We start from the raw sequence: 16443 nt of genomic DNA on the forward strand, positions 1-16443 counted from the left end.
CATGACCACGCTGCAACTGAAGAATATCGTCAAGCGCTACAAGAGCCAGACGGTTCTCGACGATCTCACGCTTGACGTCGCCGACGGTGAACGGCTGGTGCTCTTCGGCCCCTCCGGCGCCGGCAAGACCGTGCTGCTCCGGCTGGTTGCCGGCGTTATCGAGCCGGACGAGGGCAGGGTGCTGATCGGCGGCGAGGACATGACCGATGTCGATGCCGAACATCGCGGCGTCGGCATGGCCTTCCAGAACTTCGCGCTCTTCCCGCACATGAGTGCCTTCGACAATATTGCAAGCCCGCTGACGGCGACGCGATCGTCGAAGGAGAAAATAGCGGCAGGCGTGCAGAAGGTCGCCAAGCTCTTAAAGATCGACCATGTGCTGACGCATCACCCGAAGGCACTGTCGAACGGTCAGAAGCAGCGCACGGCACTTGCCCGTGCGCTTGTCGGCTCGCCGCCGCTGCTTCTCCTCGATGATCCCTTGCGCAACGTCGACGCGAAGCTCCGCTTCGAGATGCGGCTGGAACTGCCGCGACTGCTCGCAGCGCAAGGCGCCACCGTCGTCTACGTCACCCAGGACTACAAGGAGGCGATGGCGCTCGGCGACCGGATCGCGGTCATGGCCTCAGGCCGCATCCGCCAGATCGGCACGCCGCAAGAGATCTACAACGCGCCCGCCGATATCGAGATCGCACGGCTCTTCGGCGATCCGACGATCAACCTGCTGGATGTCACGCCGCAGCGCAGCGGCGGAGACGTCTTCGTCGAGCTCTCGAATGTCCGGGTGCGGCTCGGCGACTATGGCGCCGATGTCGTCGGCAGTCCGTGCGTTATCGGGCTCAGGCCGGAGGCGATCAGTTTCGTCGATGCGGCGGCACCTGGCGCCATTCCTGTGACGGTCGAGGCGGAAACGCCGCTCAACGAAAAGACCGTGACGCTGGCGCTGACGGCACGCGGCCGCGAAATCCTGGTGTCGCGTCCGGCCGGCACGCCTGGTCCGACCGCCGGACCTGCCCATATTGCCGTCAATGGCGCGCAGGCCTTTCTCTTCGACAAGACGAGCGGCGCTCTTTTGCCGCGCGCCGACCTTGCAGCCAAGCGCAATGGAGAAGCGGCATGACCGACACCGCTCTTTTGATCAAGGACGTCGACAAGTTCTACGGCCCCGTCGACTTCGGCGTGCATGCCGTGAAGAAGCTGAACATGGATGTGCGAAAGGGCGAGATCATCGCTTTGCTCGGCTCCTCCGGATGCGGCAAGACTTCGACCTTGCGCATGATCGCCGGCTTCGAGGCGGTCTCGCGCGGAACGATCTCGCTTGCAGGCAAAGAGGTCCAGACGCTGCCGCCGGTGCGCCGCAACGTCGCCATGGCATTCGAGGGCTATTCACTCTATCCGCCGCTGACGGTGCGCGAGAACATCGCCTTTGCGCTGAAGGCCTCGAAGCTCTCGCAGGGCGTCGTCGACGAGAAGGTGGCCAGTATCGCCAAACTGCTCGAAATCGAGGACATTCTCGGGCGCTATCCGAGCTCGATCTCCGGCGGCCAGCAGCAGCGCGCCTCGCTCGGGCGGGCGCTGATCCGCGACGCCAACCTGCACCTGCTCGACGAGCCGATGGGACAGCTCGAGCCGCAGCTTCGGGCGCTGCTTCGCGGCCGCATCAAGCACTTCATCAAGGAGCGCGGGCTGACCGCGATCCTCGTGACCCACGACCAGACCGAAGCGAACGCGCTTGCCGACCGCATCGCGGTCATGGAGGGCGGCGTGCTGCAACAGTTCGATACGCCGCAGAAGATCAAGGAGCGGCCGGCCAATCTGTTCACCGGCACCTTCGTCGGCGAGCCGCCGATGAACGTCTTTGAGGCCAGCGTCACCGGCTCGGAAAGCAAGATGGCCTTTGGGCTCAAGGACGGCGTGCGGCTCGAATATGCGGCGTCGGATTTCTCGCATGCGGTGCGCGACGAACTCATCAAGCGGCAGAAGGTGGTGCTCGGAATCAGGCCCTATTCGGTGCGCCGCAGCGCTGATGGTGTGACGGGCCGCGTCGCCGTCAACCAGTGGCTCGGCGACCAGACCCATATCGCCGCGGACTTTGCCGGCGGCACCATGGTGCTGGTCGAGCACGATCGCACGGAGCTCGATGTCGGCCAGCCGATCGGCATTCATCTCGATCCGTCGAGCCTGCATGTGTTCGATGGCGAGAGCGGACGGGCGATCAGTCACGGACAGGAGCTCGCCTGATGCGGGACATCCTCATCGGCATCGATGCGGGGACGTCGGTCATCAAGTCGGTGGCCTTCGATCTCACCGGCCGGCAGATCGCCACGGCGGCACTACCGAACGCCTATGAGGCCGTAGGCCGCGCCGGCAGCGTGCAGGATCTCGACCGCACCTGGGCCGACGCGGCAACGACGCTGAAGCAGCTCTCCGACAAGATCGAGAACCTCGCCGGCCGTGTCGCCGCGATCGCCGTGACCGGTCAGGGCGACGGCACATGGATGATCGACAAGGCCGGCGTGCCGGTCGGCAAGGGCTGGCTGTGGCTCGACGCGCGCGCCGGCGAGACCGTCGAGCGGCTGCGCGCCGACAGCGGCGATATCGCCCGCTTCGAAAGCACCGGCTCTGGCCTCGCCGCCTGCCAGCAGGGGCCGCAGCTGCGCTGGATGCGCGACCATGCGCCCGAGATGCTCTCGGGCGTCGCCACCACCTTTCATTGCAAGGACTGGCTCTATTTCAAGCTGACGGGCAAACGCGCCACCGATCCCTCCGAGGCGAATTTCAGTTTCGGCAATTTCCGCAGCCGCAGCTATAGCGACGATGTCATCCGCTTTCTCGGCCTTGAAAAGCTGAAGCATGTGCTGCCCGAGATCGTCGACGGAGCGGCGACCCATCATCCGCTGTCGGCGGAAGCGGCCGGGATCACCGGGCTCACCGAGGGCACGCCCATCGTGCTCGGCTACGTCGATGTCGTCTGCACAGCCCTTGGCGCCGGGCTCTACGATCCGGGCACCGATACCGGCTGCTCGATCATCGGCTCGACCGGCATGCACATGCGGCTCGCCAATGGCGCCGACGATGTGCGGCTGAACCGGGACTTGACCGGCTACACCATGTGCATGCCGATCCCCGGCGCCTATGCGCAGATGCAGTCGAACATGGCCGCGACGCTCAATATCGACTGGATCCTCTCGCTGGCCTCAGGCCTCTTGAAGGGCATGGGGGTCGAGAAATCCAAGAGCGAGTTACTCGCTTTTGTCGACGGCTGGCTGGCCGATGCCAAGGACACGCCATTGATCTTCCAGCCCTATATCTCGGAAGCCGGCGAGCGTGGCCCCTTCGTCGACGCGACGGCGCGGGCGTCCTTCGTCGGGCTGTCAATCACCCACGGCTTTCCCGACATGGTAAAGGCGGTGTTCGACGGGCTCGCCATGGCGGCGCGCGATTGCTACGCCGAGATGGGGCCGCTTCCAGGCCGCATCCGGCTGACGGGGGGAGCTGCCCGCAGCGCCTCGCTCCGCCGCATCCTCGGTGCTACCCTTGGCGCCAGCGTCCAGACGAGCGAGCGGGAAGAGGCCGGTGCTGCCGGTGCCGCGATGATCGCCGCCGTCTCGCTCGGCATCTATCCCTCGATGGCCGATTGCCTCGGCGATTGGGTGACGCCCTATCAGCGCCCCGCGGAGGCCGCCGATCCGGCGCTTGCCCGCCGCTACAACGAACTCTTTCCCACCTACCAGCAGTCGCGCACAGCGCTCAGGCCCGTCTGGCACGCACTCTCCCAAGGTGCGGCCGCGGGAACTCAACAGGAAACATCGAAATGAAGAAGATAGCCATTATCGGCGACCGGTTCATGCTGCCGGACGTGTTTCGCGACAAGATCGTCGAGGCGACCGGCAACGGCCATGACATCCGCACGCTCGAACTGCCCTGGCCGGATGTGCCGATGGAGCACGGCTATGCCGTCGAGGGCATGGACGGGCTCAAGGAATATCTCGGCAAGCCGGAGGACATTATCGACTTCATCGGTGACGCCGAGATCCTGGTGACGCAGCTGGCGCCTCTGTCGCGCGGAATGCTTCAGGCACTGCCCGGCTTGAGGCTCGTCGCCGTCTCGCGCGGCGGTCCTGTCAACATCGACATGGGGGCCGCACGCGATGCCGGCGTTCGCGTCGTCAACACGCCCGGCCGCAATGCCAACGCCGTTGCCGAGTTCACGCTTGGTGCCATTCTCGCCGAAACGCGGCTGATCCGCACCGGCCACGAAGCCTTGCGCAAGGGCGAGTGGCGGGGCGATCTCTACCGCGCCGATCGCACCGGTCGCGAGCTCTGCGAAATGACCGTCGGCGTCATCGGCTACGGCAATATCGGCACCAAGGTGGTGCGCCTTTTGCGCGCCTTCGGCACCAAGGTGCTGGTGCACGATCCCTATGTGCAGCTCTCGGCCGATGATCTGAACGCCGGCGTCGAGCAGGTGTCGCTCGACACGCTTCTCTCCCGTTCCGATGTCGTGACCCTGCATCCGCGCGTCACGGAGGAGACGCGCAACATGATGAACGCCGAGACCTTCGCCAGGATGAAGCCGGGCGCGATCTTCGTGAACACGGCGCGCGGTCCGCTCTGCGACTACGACGCCCTTTATGAGAACCTGGTGAGCGGCCATCTGTCGGCGGCGATGCTCGAAACCTTCGCGATCGAGCCGGTGCCGAAAGACTGGCCGCTGCTGCAACTGGCGAATGTGACGCTGACGCCGCATATTGCCGGCGCCTCGGTACGCACCGTCACCTTCGCCGCCGAAATGGCGGCCGAGGAAGTCCGCCGCTACATCGCCGGTCTGCCGCCGGTCAATCCGTGCTGATGACAGGAGCAACGATGGTGAGTTCCGAGACCGGAATATACGATCTGTTCGTCGTCGGCGGCGGCGTCAATGGTGCGGGCATCGCGCGCGATGCGGCCGGGCGCGGGCTCTCGGTGCTGTTGTGCGAAAAGGACGACCTGGCGCAGGGCACCAGCTCGCGCTCCGGCAAGCTGGTGCATGGCGGCCTGCGTTATCTCGAATATTACGAGTTCCGGCTGGTGCGCGAGGCGCTGATCGAGCGCGAGGTGCTTTTGGAGTCTGCGCCGCATATCATCTGGCCGATGCGCTTCGTGCTGCCGCATAACCCTCAGGACCGCCCGGCCTGGCTCGTCCGGCTCGGGCTGTTCCTCTACGACCATCTCGGCGGGCGCAAACGCCTGCCGGGCACCCGCAGCCTCAACCTTGCGACGGCGCCCGAGGGCGCGCCGATCAAGCGCGATTATCGCAAAGCGTTCGAATATTCCGACTGTTGGGTCGATGACGCGCGCCTCGTGGTGCTCAACGCGCTCGATGCCACTGCTCGTGGCGCCCGGGTGTTGACCCGGACCGCCTGCAGCGCGATCCGAAGGCGGGACGGGCTCTGGTTTATCGAGATGACCGACACGCGCACCGGCGCCAAGACCGAGGCGAGGGCGCGCTGTGTCGTCAACACCGCCGGTCCGTGGGTCAACGACGTCATCGGCCGGATCGGGGGCCTGAACTCCACCCGCAGCGTGCGCCTCGTCAAGGGCAGCCACATCGTCGTGCCGAAATTCTGGGAGGGGCGGCAGGCCTATCTGGTGCAGAACCCGGACAAGCGGGTCATCTTCATCAATCCCTACCAGAACGACCTGGCGCTGATCGGAACGACGGATATCCCCTACGAAGGCCGTCCGGAGGACGTGACCGCCGACGGCAACGAGATCGCCTATCTCTTGAAATCGGTGAACCGCTACTTCAAGCAGCAGCTGACGTCGGACGATATCGTCTACAGCTTCTCCGGCGTACGACCGCTCTATGACGACAATGCCGAAAACCCCTCGGCCGTCACCCGTGACTATATTTTCGAGGTCGATGCGACTGACAACCAGGCGCCGTTGCTCTCGGTCTTCGGTGGCAAGATCACCACTTTCCGCAAGCTTTCCGAACATGCGCTGGAGCGGCTGAAGCCGTTTTTCCCCAAGATGGGGCCGGCCTGGACGGCGAAGGCGCATCTGCCGGGCGGCGACATGGCGGCGGCCGATTTCGATCTGTTCCTGGGTGAGTTGAAGGCGCGCTATCGCTGGTTGCCATCGGATCTCGCCAAACACTATGCGCGGCTCTATGGCACTCGCACGCATGCGCTGCTTGCCGGCGCTACATCGCTTGATGATCTCGGCCCGGCTTTCGGTTCGCTCTTTCGCGAGCGCGAGGCGCGTTTCCTCATCGAAAACGAATGGGCGCTGACGGCGGACGACATTCTCGACCGGCGCACCAAGCATGGCCTGCACATGACGCCGGCCGAGCGGCAGGCCTTTACTCAGTGGCTGGACCGCCAGCAGGCCGCGGCCTGAAGGAGAACGGATGCGAAGTCTGGAATTCGAAGCGCTTCTCGATCTTTCGGCCCGCGTCGGGGCGGATCCGCTGCTGGTGCAGGGGGCGGGCGGCAATACCTCGATCAAGGAGGGCGGCACGCTCTGGATCAAGGCCTCGGGCCTGTGGCTGGCGCATGCGCGCCAGCGCGACGTCATGGTGCCGGTGGCGCTCGAGCCCTTGCTCAATGCGTTGGAAGCGAACGACCCGGCAACCGAGAAGGCGCAGGATTTCGTGATCGCCGAGCGCAACCCTTCGGGCCTGCGCCCCTCGATCGAAACCACCGTGCATGCGCTGATGCCGCAGAAGGTGGTGGTGCATGTGCACTGCGTCGAGACGATCGCGACGGCGGTGCAGACCAACGGTGCGGCGATCACTGCTGAGCGGCTTGCCGGCTACCCCCATGTTTTCGTGCCCTATGCCCGCCCGGGCCTGCCGCTTGCAAGAGCGATCGCTGAGCGGATGCAGGACAACACGTCGGTTCTGATCCTCGGCAATCACGGCCTGGTCGTCGCCGCTGAAACCGTGGTCGACGCGGCGATCCTGCTCACCGACATTACCAGCCGCCTGACCGGCACGCGTCGGCAGGCGCTGGCCGCCGATCTCGCGTCGCTCGGTCGGCTTGCGGTCGACAGCGATTACCGGCTGCCGGAGGACATTGCCCTGCATTCGGTCGCCGCCGATCTCGACAGTTGCCGGCTTGCTGCCGGCGGCAGTCTCTATCCCGATCATGTCATCTTCCTCGGCAAGGGGGCGTCGGTGGCCGCGCCCGGCGAGACCGCGCTTTCGATCGAGACGAAGCGGCGTGCGAGCGGCGACAGCCTCCCACCCTTGCTGCTCTTCCCGGGCAAGGGCGTGCTCGTGCAGAAGGAGATTTCTGCCGGTGCCTTCGCCATGGCGCGGTGCCTTGCCGACGTGACGGCACGCATTCCGGCGGACGCACGGTTACGCTACCTGACCGAGGCGGAGAATGCCGAGCTTCTCGGCTGGGACGCCGAGAAATACCGCCAGCAGCTCAACCGCGCCGGACAGGTGCTGCAATGAGCGGCGACAATCGCAAGCTGGTCGTCGGCATCGACCTTGGCACCTCTGGCGCCCGTGCGGTCGCGATGGCGGCGGACGGCACGGTCGTGGCATCGGGTGCAGCGAAGCTCTCGGCTTTTTCTGCGGATCACCGCGATCCGATCGGCTGGTGGAAGGCCGTGCAGGCGGCGCTCGAAGAAGCGCTTGGGGGTACCGACAGGCAGAAGGTCGTTGCACTTTCGATCGACGGTACATCAGGCACGATGCTGCCGGTCGATCATGCGGGCGCGCCGTTGGCAACGCCTATGATGTACAACGACCCGGTTGCCGACCGCGCACCGCTCGATGCGGTCTCTGCCTATGCGCCGCGCGAAAGTGCGGCCCATGGCGCCACATCCGGCCTTGCCAAGCTTCTCGCTTTCCAGACTGTGCCGGGCGTGTTCCGGGTGATCCATCAGGCCGATTGGCTGGCCGGGCATTTCACCGGGCTCTACGATGTCTCCGACGAGAACAATGCGTTGAAGACCGGCTACGATCCCGTGTCGCGGTCCTGGCCGGATTGGATGGAAAAGACCGGCGCCTGCGTCGAACTGCTGCCGGATGTGCTGCCGGCCGGTGCGCCGGTCGCGACGATCTCGCCGGAAGCGGCCGAAGCCTTCGGGCTTTCAAGTGAGGTGGTGGTCGTTGCCGGCACCACGGACGGATGCGCCTCGTTTCTCGCCACTGGCGCCGATCGACCGGGCGACGGCGTCAGCGCGCTCGGCACGACGCTGACGGTGAAGATGCTGTCCGAGCGTCCGCTGTTTGCGCCGGAATACGGGCTCTACAGTCACCGCATCGGCGAGATGTGGCTCGCCGGCGGGGCGTCCAATACGGGCGGGGTGGTGCTGGCCGAGCATTTCTCGCCGGAGCGGATCGCTGCACTTTCGGCCGGGATCGATCCGGCCGTCGACACCGGGCTCGACTATTATCCGCTGGTGAAGCCCGGCGAGCGCTTCCCAATCGCCGATCCGGATTTCGCCCCGCGCATGAGCCCGCGGCCGGCCGATGACGCGACCTTCCTCAAGGCAATCTTCGAGGGCATCGCCGGCGTCGAGAGCCTCGCCTATCAGCGGCTGGCGTCGCTTGGCGGGCCGGGGCTCCGATCGCTTCGCAGTGTCGGCGGCGGCGCCAAGAACGCGGCCTGGAGCGCGATCCGGGCGCGCAAGCTCGGCGTGCCGTTCCAACCCGTCCTGTCCGAGGAGGCGGCGGCCGGCACGGCACGGCTGGCGCTGGCCGGTGCCAGAAAGGCTGGTGTGCTGTGACGTTTGCTCAAACGACCGCGATCGCGAGACTTGGCGAGATTGCCGATCGCTACGACGCCTTCCTGATCGATCAGTTCGGCGTGCTGCGCGATGGCCGCGGGCCCTATCCGGGTGCGGCCGAAACGCTGGTCAAGCTGAAGGATGCGGGAAAGCGCATCATCATCCTCTCGAATTCCGGCAAGCGCTCGGCGGAAAACGACCGTCGCCTCGTCGATCTCGGTTTCGTCGCGGGGAGCTGGGATTGGTTCCTGACCTCGGGCGAGGTCGCCTGGCAGATTCTCAGGCGGGAGGGCGAGGGTGCCACCGGTGGGCGGCGCAAGTGCCTGCTGATCAGTCGCGACGGTGACCTCTCGCCGCTGACGGGGTTAGACCTCGAACGCACGACCAGTGGTGCCGATGCCGATTTCGTGCTGCTCGCCGCGAGCGAGGGCGATGTCCATCCGCTTTCCCACTACGAGGCGCTTTTGGCGCCGGCCGCCAGACGCGGCGTGCCCTGCCTGTGCACCAATCCGGACAAGGTGATGCTGACCAAGGAAGGTACCGCCTTCGGCGCCGGGCGTATCGCCGAGCTCTACGAAGAGCTTGGCGGCGGTGTGCGCTGGATCGGCAAGCCCTTTGCCGACATCTATGCAGCCGCGCTGGAATTCCTCGGCCATCCGAATCCGACGCGTGTCTGCGCGATCGGCGACAGCATCGAGCATGACATTGCCGGTGCCGCGAGCGCGGGACTTCACTCGATACTGGTGACGACGGGGATCCTGGAGCGCGCCTCGGACGCGGAGCGCCGCAAGCTCTTTGCCGAACACGGCGCCAACCCCGATTTCATCCTTCCGAAATTTCTCTGGTAGCCGGGAGTAAGGTTGTGGCCTTCACGCTGTCGCTCAACACCAATCCGCTGGTCAACCGCTTCGCCGAGCCTGACGACCTGATCGACACGATCGCGGAGAAGATCCGCATCGGCTACGTCCAGCTCACCCACGAGTTCGTCAATCCCGGCTGGCCGGCGGCAACGATCGCCAAGACCGTCAGGCAGTTTCGTCGGGCGCTCGACCGTACCGGCGTGAAGATCACCTCCGGCATGACCGGCCCCTATGGTCGGCTCAATCATTTCGGCCATCCGGACCCGGATGTCAGGCGCTACTATGTCGACTGGTTCAAGACCTTCGCCGATATATCCGCCGAACTTGGCGCCTCGGGCATGGGCACGCAGTTCGCGATCTTCACGCTTCGCGATTACGACGACCCGTCGCGGCGCGAGGCGATGATGCGGATCGCCATCGACTGCTGGCGCGAAGTTGCCGAGCACGGCAAGGCGGCGGGGCTCTCCTATGTCTTCTGGGAGCCGATGTCGGTCGGGCGCGAGTTCGGCCACACGATCGAGGAATGCCGTGCGCTCGACCGGCGGCTCGCCGAAGCCCACTTGCCGATCCCGATGAAGATGATGGTCGATATCGACCACGGCGACGTCACCTCCGACAACCCCGACGACATCGATCCCTATGCCTGGGCGGCGGCGTTCCCTGAGCGCTCGCCGATCATCCACATCAAGCAATCCTCGATGAACAAGGGCGGTCATTGGCCGTTCACCGCCGCCTATAACCGCGACGGCCGCATCACGCCGGATAAGCTGATCGGCGCAGTCAAGGCCGGTGGCGGCACCGACAACGAGATCTGCCTGGAGCTTTCCTTCCGCGAACGCGAGCCGACGGACCACAACGTCGTCGAGATGATCCGGGAGTCGGTCGAATTCTGGGAGCCGCATATCGATACGGGCTTCAATCGCACAGGAAAATCACACTGAAAGATCACAAAATCACGTTGTTCAAATTGAAATATCACAAATAGGTGTTATCTTCTCACGGTGAGCGTGGTTGAGGCTGCGCGTGATCGGGACCGAGACGATGAAGCCGGAAGACAGGCGACAGGCGATCATGGATGTGCTGATGGAGGCCGGAACGGCCTCCGTCGAAGACCTCTCCTTGCGCTTCGGCGTCAGCAAGATGACAGTGCATCGCGACCTCGACGACCTCGAGCAGGCGGGCCTCTTGCGCAAGGTCCATGGCGGCGCCTCGATCCAGTCGAGCCCGCAATTCGAAAGCGATTTCCGCTACCGCGAAAAGATCGCCATCTCCGAAAAGCGGCGGATCGCCGAACATGCGGCGAGCCTGATCGAGCCGGGGCAGAGCATCCTCATCGACGACAGTTCGACCACCGGCGCGATCGCCGATTGCATCCGCGACATCCGGCCGCTGACGGTCATCACCAACAATCTCGGCGTGATCACCAGCCTCTCGGGTGCTGCGGGCATCAACGTCATCGCGCTTGGCGGTCAGTACAGCAAGAAGTTCAACGGCTTCTTCGGCATCGTCACCGACGAGGCGCTGCGGTCGCTGCGCGTCGATATCGCCTTTCTCTCCAGTTCTGCCATCGAAGGCACCACGGCCTTCCACCAGGACCAGGAGGTGGTGCAGGCCAAGCGCCTGATGGTGAAGGCGGCCAAGCGCAAATACCTCTTAGTGGACCACGACAAATTCGGGCGCTCTGCGCTCCATTTCCTGACCGGGCTCGATTCCTTCGACGCGGTGCTGACCGGCGCTGAAGTTTCGGCCGAACATGCCGCACCGCTCGAAGAGGCAGGCATCCGGCTGGTCAGGATCGACAATCTCAAGGAGAAAGCATGAGCAAGTCAGGCCTTTGGGTCGGCACCAGCTGGAAGATGAACAAGACGCTTGCCGAGGCGATGGTCTTTGCCGACGGCCTGGCGGCTGCCGACGCGTCACGGGACGAGCGGATCCAGCGCTTTGTCATTCCGCCGTTCACGGCGGTGCGTGAGGTCAAGGCGCGACTTTCCGGCACCAGCGTCAAGGTCGGCGCGCAGAACATGCATTGGGACGATGCCGGCGCCTGGACCGGCGAGGTGTCGCCGCTGATGCTTGCGGATTGCAACCTCGATGTGGTCGAGCTCGGCCACAGCGAGCGGCGCGAGCATTTCGGCGAGACTGACCGCACCGTCGGCCTGAAGACGGCAGCCGCCGTGCGCCATGGTCTGGCGCCGCTGATCTGCATCGGCGAGACGCTTTCCGAGCGCGAAGCGGGCGAGGCGGATCAGGTGCTGAAGCGCCAGGTCGAAGGCGCGCTGGCACTTCTCGAAGGCGCGGCGAAGAAGGCGACGATCCTGCTGGCCTACGAGCCGGTCTGGGCGATCGGCGTCAACGGCATTCCGGCGACGGCTGACTATGCCGACGAGCGCCACAAGCGCATCGCAGAGGTGGCGGAAGCCGCCCTCGGCCGTCGCGTGCCGGTGCTCTACGGCGGCAGCGTCAATCCCGGCAATTGCGAAGAACTGATCACCCAGGCGCATATCGACGGCCTCTTCATCGGCCGCTCCGCCTGGGACGTCACTGGCTATCTCGACATTCTGCAGCGTGTCGCCAAGGCGATCTGAGCCCCCAGCCGTTGCAGCTCAAGAAGAAGGAAAGGAACAATCATGAAGATTGCAATCGGAGCCGACAGCGCCGGCAAGCCCCTGCTGGATGTCATTGCCGCCCATCTCGGTGGCCGCAGCGACGTGGAAGTCGTGGATCTCAGCCAGTCCGGCTTCTATGCGGACCTCGCACAGAACCTGGCGCAGCAGGTTGTCGAGGGCAAGCATGACCGCGGCATCCTGTTCTGCGGTACCGGCATCGGTGTATGCATCTCGGCCAACAAGGTGCCGGGCATCCGCGCGGCGCTGACGCACGACACCTATTCGGCCGAGCGGGCCGCCAAGTCGAACAACGCCCAGATCATCACCATGGGCGCCCGCGTCATCGGTCCGGAGCTTGCAAAGTCGATCGTCGACACCTGGCTCGCGTCCGAGTTCGACCCGAACGGCTCTTCGGCCGGCAATGTCGAGGCGATCAATCGCCTGGATGCCGCAAGAGCCGGTTGAGGAAAGGGGCGGGCGGCTTGCCGTCTGCATCCGGTTCCCGGTTCAAGGCCTACCTTATCTCGCGATGCCGTTGATCCTCCCTCAGGCATCGTGACGACACGCCCGGCAGCGATGCCGGGCGTTTTCATGTCCGGTCTCCCGCTTCGCCTTGACGAAGCTTCTGCAAATATTTGAATATTCTTGCGGATCGTCAATTGAAGGGCGTCGCCGCATGAGTGAAACCACCCCGACCGAGCCGCATCAAAGCGCGCACCACCATGTGGCGCGCATGAGCGGTCGCGACACGCATGAACATCACAGGACGGCGACGACGCTCGAACTCTTGTTCGACCTGACCTTCGTCATCGCCTTTAGCCTGGCGGCTTCGCAGCTTGCTCATTTCCTGGCCGAAGGGCACTTCTTTTCCGGCCTCTTCGGCTTCGCGCTTGCGACCTTCTCCATCTGCTGGGCCTGGATCAATTTCAGCTGGTTTGCCTCCGCCTACGACACGGACGACTGGGTATTCCGCATCGTCACCATGGTGCAGATGGTCGGCGTGCTGATCCTTGCGATCGGCCTGCCGCCGATGTTCGAGTCGATCGACAAGGGTGAGCATCTCGACAACGGCATAATGGTGCTCGGCTATGTCGTCATGCGGGTGGCGATGCTCTTCCAATGGCTGCGCGCCAGCCGGCAGGACCCGGCCCGACGGGATGCCTGCACGGCCTATGTCAAAGCAATCAGCCTCGCCCAGCTCGGCTGGGTCGTTCTGATCTTCTTCGATTTCTCGCTGCTGGTGACCTTCGTCATGGTCGTGGGGCTGACGGCGATCGAGATGCTCGGCCCCTATGTCGCCGAGATGCGCTACGGCGGAACGCCCTGGCATGCCCATCACATCGCCGAGCGCTACGGGCTGCTCGCGATCATCGCGCTTGGGGAAGGGGTGGTCGGCACGGTCGCCTCAATCTCGGCCGTGGTCGAAGGGCAGGGCTGGAACCTCGATGTCGCGCTCGTCTGCCTCGCCGGGACGGGGCTCACCTTCGGCATGTGGTGGATCTATTTTCTGCTGCCGAGCGCCGAGATCCTGCACCGGCACCGTCAAAAACGCTCCTTCGTCTGGGGCTACGGCCACATGCCGATCTTCGCCTCGATCGTCGCGACTGGCGCCGGCCTGCATGTGGCGGCCTATTACATCGAGCACAAGGCGCATATTGGCTCGGTCGCAACGGTGCTGACCGTTGCGGTGCCCGTCGCGTGCTACATCGGGCTGCTCTATGCGATGTACGCCTATCTTATGCAGCAGGTGGAGCGGTTGCATCTCTGGCTGCTCGCGGGCACGGCAGTGGTGCTGGCCGCGTCAGTGGTCGCGGCCATGGCCGGGCTCGACATGGCCAAGTGCCTGATCATCCTGATGCTCGCGCCCGTCGTCACCATCGTCGGCTACGAGGTGGCGGGGCACCGGCACCGCGTGGCGGCACTGGATCGCAGCCTGCGCAAGAACGAGGCTGCGCATTGATTTTGCGAGTCGAAACAGCGCGTTGCCGGCTCAAGCTGGTGAGCCGATTCAGGTGGTTCAGAGGTTGATTCAAGCGCAGCGTTTGGCGCTGTTCGCCCCTGCCGCTGCCCCCTCACGCTAGCCTTCTCCCTGCAGGCGGGGAGAAGGAACGAGAACGCAAGCTGCCTCGGAGTTTGTGATGGACCCGGGTGGAAGGCCGTTCTCGGTAGCCCCGGGGAGAGAGTTTGCGCGACAAGGATGCCGCTTGTGTCCTTCTCCCCGCCCGCGGGGAGAAGGTGGCCGGCAGGCCGGATGAGGGGCATTCCCCTCACCGGGCGGATGAGGGGCAAGCCTTCACCGGGCGGATGAGGGGCGAGCCAACCTCAACCGCATCTCGCGGATCAGGCGTTGACGAGCGCCAGCTTGGCGCGGGCATCGAGGATCTGGGCGCAGGCGTTGGCCGCCTCCGTACCCTTGGTAACGAAGTGCTCGCGGAAGAAGGCGATCAGCGGTTCGCTTTCCTGGAAATTGTGCGGCGTCAGTACGGCGGAAAGCACCGGCACATTGGTGTCGAGTTGCACGCGCATCATGCCGTCGAGCACGGTGCCGGCGACGAAATCGTGGCGGTAGATGCCGCCGTCGACGACGAAGGCGGTGCCGAGGATCGCGGCATAGCGGCCGGTCTTGGCCAGCGTCTGCGCATGCAGCGGGATTTCGAGCGCGCCGGGTACGTCGAAGATCTCGACGTCGGCGGCCGACCCGCCAAGCTTCGTCCATTGCGTGACGAAGGCATCGACGCAGCGGTCGACGATATCGGCATGCCAGCGGGCACGAACGATCGCGATCTTGGCGGCGGGGTGGGAAAGAATGGTCATGGTCTCAAGCCTTTCAGGGTTTGGCGTTTTCCAATGATCCCGTCGGGCGAACATGCATGCGCGCGAGGTCCCGTCGCGGGGACCCACGTTGCTGCTTGCTCTCTTCCATCCGGACTGTGACCGTCGGCTCCGGAATCTGACCGGATCTGCTGACCCCCAGGGTGAAACCCTGAGGCGCTCGCGGGCTTCGGCCTTTCGGCCGCTACCGCCGGTGGGGAATTTCACCCCGCCCTGAGAACAACGCGACTATATAGCGCGACCGCGCGCGGTCAAACGCACGGTGCGACGAAAATGCCAGAAATCACGACAGATTTTTCCAGTGTTTGGAGCCATCGGAAGAAATCGTTCCGATGGCTTTCAATCCGCTTACTCGCGGATGACCAAGAGATCCTTGGCGGCAAAGCGCAGCGTGACGTTGTCGCCGGAAACCGGCGGGGCAACACCCGGATTGTTGAACATGTCGAAGGAGATGACGTCGCCGCCGACGCGAAGGCGCGTGCGGATGACCGAGCCGAGGAAGCTCGTCGAGACGACCTCGCCGGCAAGCGACGTGTCGCCCGTGGCGCCCTCGGCGATCGAGCCCGCTTCGGGACGAAGCGCCAGCGAAATGCTGTCGCCGCCCTTCATGCCGGCAATCGGATCCTTCAGCGCGATCTGCTGGTTGCCGATCGTGACGGCACCCGCGGCCGGGTCCGCGACCTTGCCTTCGATGATGCTGAGCGTGCCGACGAAGGAGGCGACGAAACGCGTTGACGGCGTGTTGTAGATCTCGAAGGGGGTGCCGATCTGGTCGGCGCGGCCGGCATTCATGACGACGATGCGATCGGAGATCGACAGCGCTTCTTCCTGGTCATGGGTCACGAACACGGTGGTGATGCCGAGCTGTTGCTGGATCTGCCGGATTTCCTCGCGCAGCGATACGCGGATCTTGGCGTCGAGCGCCGACAGCGGCTCGTCGAGCAGCAGCACCTGCGGCTTGACCGCAATGGCGCGGGCAAGCGCAACGCGCTGCTGCTGGCCGCCGGAGAGCTGGTAGGGGAAGCGGTCCGCCAGGTGCTCGAGCTTGATCAGCCCGAGCATCTGCTTCACCCTCGCGTCGATCTCCGACTTGTCTGTACCTGCGACCTTGAGGCCGAAGGCGACGTTGTCATGCACGTTCATGTTGGGAAACAGCGCATAGGCCTGGAACACCATGCCGATGTTGCGCTGGTTGGGCTTCAGCGAGTTCTGGTCGCGGCCGTTGATGACGATCTTGCCGCTGGTCGGGCTTTCGAAGCCGGCGATCATGCGCAGGACCGTGGTCTTGCCGCAGCCCGATGGCCCGAGGAACGAGACGAACTCGCCCTTTTCGATGTCCATGTTGAAATCGTGCACGACGTGAACCGGGCCGAAGGACTTCTTGATGCTGGTGAGTGACAGGAAACTCATGGGTG

Annotated in this window: 15 protein-coding genes and 1 riboswitch; of the genes, 13 read left to right on the forward strand and 2 right to left on the reverse strand. The window is 64.7% G+C overall.

The genetic code is table 11. The features are described 5' to 3' along the window. Window position 1: 1 nt before the first annotated feature. The 13 genes from IB272_RS06045 (at window position 2) to IB272_RS06105 (ending at window position 14156) form a co-directional block, all read left to right on the forward strand. Window positions 2-1120, forward strand: a complete 1119-nt coding sequence (locus tag IB272_RS06045) for an ABC transporter ATP-binding protein (protein ID WP_060582638.1) — start codon at window positions 2-4, stop codon at window positions 1118-1120. Then, entirely contained in the window at window positions 1117-2241 is a 1125-nt protein-coding gene (locus tag IB272_RS06050; RefSeq protein ID WP_060582640.1) for an ABC transporter ATP-binding protein, read from the forward strand. The genes IB272_RS06045 and IB272_RS06050 overlap by 4 nt, the downstream gene beginning before the upstream one ends. Further along, the gene (locus IB272_RS06055; protein ID WP_192444235.1) at window positions 2241-3818 is read left to right on the forward strand and encodes an FGGY-family carbohydrate kinase; all 1578 of its coding nucleotides are present in this window, start codon (window positions 2241-2243) and stop codon (window positions 3816-3818) included. The genes IB272_RS06050 and IB272_RS06055 overlap by 1 nt, the downstream gene beginning before the upstream one ends. Beyond that, entirely contained in the window at window positions 3815-4852 is a 1038-nt protein-coding gene (locus tag IB272_RS06060) for a 2-hydroxyacid dehydrogenase (protein WP_060582644.1), read from the forward strand. The genes IB272_RS06055 and IB272_RS06060 overlap by 4 nt, the downstream gene beginning before the upstream one ends. Window positions 4853-4866: 14 nt before the next feature. After that, a complete protein-coding gene (locus IB272_RS06065) occupies window positions 4867-6384 on the forward strand; it encodes a glycerol-3-phosphate dehydrogenase (RefSeq protein ID WP_113135681.1) in 1518 nt (505 codons plus the stop codon). A gap of 10 nt (window positions 6385-6394) precedes the next feature. Beyond that, window positions 6395-7447 (forward strand): class II aldolase/adducin family protein, encoded by a 1053-nt coding sequence (locus tag IB272_RS06070; protein ID WP_192444236.1) that lies wholly within the window; start codon window positions 6395-6397, stop codon window positions 7445-7447. Then, entirely contained in the window at window positions 7444-8730 is a 1287-nt protein-coding gene (locus IB272_RS06075; RefSeq protein WP_060582646.1) for an FGGY-family carbohydrate kinase, read from the forward strand. Before IB272_RS06070 ends, IB272_RS06075 begins: the two co-directional genes overlap by 4 nt. Continuing rightward, on the forward strand, window positions 8727-9578 hold the full coding sequence (locus IB272_RS06080; protein WP_210339420.1) for a TIGR01459 family HAD-type hydrolase: 852 nt from the start codon (window positions 8727-8729) through the stop codon (window positions 9576-9578). The genes IB272_RS06075 and IB272_RS06080 overlap by 4 nt, the downstream gene beginning before the upstream one ends. A gap of 14 nt (window positions 9579-9592) precedes the next feature. Further along, window positions 9593-10531 carry a TIM barrel protein gene (locus IB272_RS06085; RefSeq protein ID WP_060582648.1) on the forward strand — a complete coding sequence of 313 codons (939 nt, stop codon included), beginning with the start codon at window positions 9593-9595 and terminating at the stop codon, window positions 10529-10531. A 100-nt stretch (window positions 10532-10631) separates the two neighbouring features. Next, window positions 10632-11411, forward strand: a complete 780-nt coding sequence (locus IB272_RS06090) for a DeoR/GlpR family DNA-binding transcription regulator (RefSeq protein ID WP_034792214.1) — start codon at window positions 10632-10634, stop codon at window positions 11409-11411. Beyond that, window positions 11408-12175 carry a triose-phosphate isomerase gene (locus tag IB272_RS06095; protein WP_060582649.1) on the forward strand — a complete coding sequence of 256 codons (768 nt, stop codon included), beginning with the start codon at window positions 11408-11410 and terminating at the stop codon, window positions 12173-12175. The genes IB272_RS06090 and IB272_RS06095 overlap by 4 nt, the downstream gene beginning before the upstream one ends. 42 nt (window positions 12176-12217) lie before the next feature. Beyond that, window positions 12218-12661, forward strand: coding sequence for an RpiB/LacA/LacB family sugar-phosphate isomerase (locus IB272_RS06100; protein ID WP_034792218.1), 444 nt, complete (start codon window positions 12218-12220; stop codon window positions 12659-12661). A gap of 211 nt (window positions 12662-12872) precedes the next feature. Then, window positions 12873-14156, forward strand: a complete 1284-nt coding sequence (locus IB272_RS06105; RefSeq protein WP_060582651.1) for a low temperature requirement protein A — start codon at window positions 12873-12875, stop codon at window positions 14154-14156. A 380-nt stretch (window positions 14157-14536) separates the two neighbouring features. On the opposite strand, the gene IB272_RS06110 is transcribed toward IB272_RS06105, so the two are convergent. Both IB272_RS06110 and IB272_RS06115 read right to left on the reverse strand, forming a co-directional pair. Next, on the reverse strand, window positions 14537-15010 hold the full coding sequence (locus IB272_RS06110) for a 6,7-dimethyl-8-ribityllumazine synthase (protein WP_060515900.1): 474 nt from the start codon (window positions 15008-15010) through the stop codon (window positions 14537-14539). Between the two features lie 93 nt (window positions 15011-15103). Next, window positions 15104-15253: riboswitch (FMN riboswitch) on the reverse strand. 123 nt (window positions 15254-15376) lie between these two features. Continuing rightward, window positions 15377-16438, reverse strand: a complete 1062-nt coding sequence (locus IB272_RS06115; protein ID WP_034792269.1) for an ABC transporter ATP-binding protein — start codon at window positions 16436-16438, stop codon at window positions 15377-15379. Window positions 16439-16443: the final 5 nt, after the last annotated feature.

Origin of the sequence: Ensifer sp. ENS08 (assembly GCF_014852195.1) — a bacterium.
Taxonomy (GTDB): Bacteria; Pseudomonadota; Alphaproteobacteria; order Rhizobiales; family Rhizobiaceae; genus Ensifer; species Ensifer adhaerens.

Bases quoted from the DNA above. Each gene is read 5' to 3' on its own strand.
- IB272_RS06060 (WP_060582644.1), top strand. From the start codon at position 3,815: ATGAAGAAGATAGCCATTATCGGCGACCGGTTCATGCTGCCGGACGTG.
- IB272_RS06045 (WP_060582638.1), top strand. From the start codon at position 2: ATGACCACGCTGCAACTGAAGAATATCGTCAAGCGCTACAAGAGCCAG.
- IB272_RS06075 (WP_060582646.1), top strand. From the start codon at position 7,444: ATGAGCGGCGACAATCGCAAGCTGGTCGTCGGCATCGACCTTGGCACC.
- IB272_RS06100 (WP_034792218.1), top strand. From the start codon at position 12,218: ATGAAGATTGCAATCGGAGCCGACAGCGCCGGCAAGCCCCTGCTGGAT.
- IB272_RS06090 (WP_034792214.1), top strand. From the start codon at position 10,632: ATGAAGCCGGAAGACAGGCGACAGGCGATCATGGATGTGCTGATGGAG.
- IB272_RS06065 (WP_113135681.1), top strand. From the start codon at position 4,867: ATGGTGAGTTCCGAGACCGGAATATACGATCTGTTCGTCGTCGGCGGC.
- IB272_RS06050 (WP_060582640.1), top strand. From the start codon at position 1,117: ATGACCGACACCGCTCTTTTGATCAAGGACGTCGACAAGTTCTACGGC.
- IB272_RS06105 (WP_060582651.1), top strand. From the start codon at position 12,873: ATGAGTGAAACCACCCCGACCGAGCCGCATCAAAGCGCGCACCACCAT.
- IB272_RS06070 (WP_192444236.1), top strand. From the start codon at position 6,395: ATGCGAAGTCTGGAATTCGAAGCGCTTCTCGATCTTTCGGCCCGCGTC.
- IB272_RS06095 (WP_060582649.1), top strand. From the start codon at position 11,408: ATGAGCAAGTCAGGCCTTTGGGTCGGCACCAGCTGGAAGATGAACAAG.
- IB272_RS06110 (WP_060515900.1), bottom strand. From the start codon at position 15,010: ATGACCATTCTTTCCCACCCCGCCGCCAAGATCGCGATCGTTCGTGCC.
- IB272_RS06115 (WP_034792269.1), bottom strand. From the start codon at position 16,438: ATGAGTTTCCTGTCACTCACCAGCATCAAGAAGTCCTTCGGCCCGGTT.
- IB272_RS06055 (WP_192444235.1), top strand. From the start codon at position 2,241: ATGCGGGACATCCTCATCGGCATCGATGCGGGGACGTCGGTCATCAAG.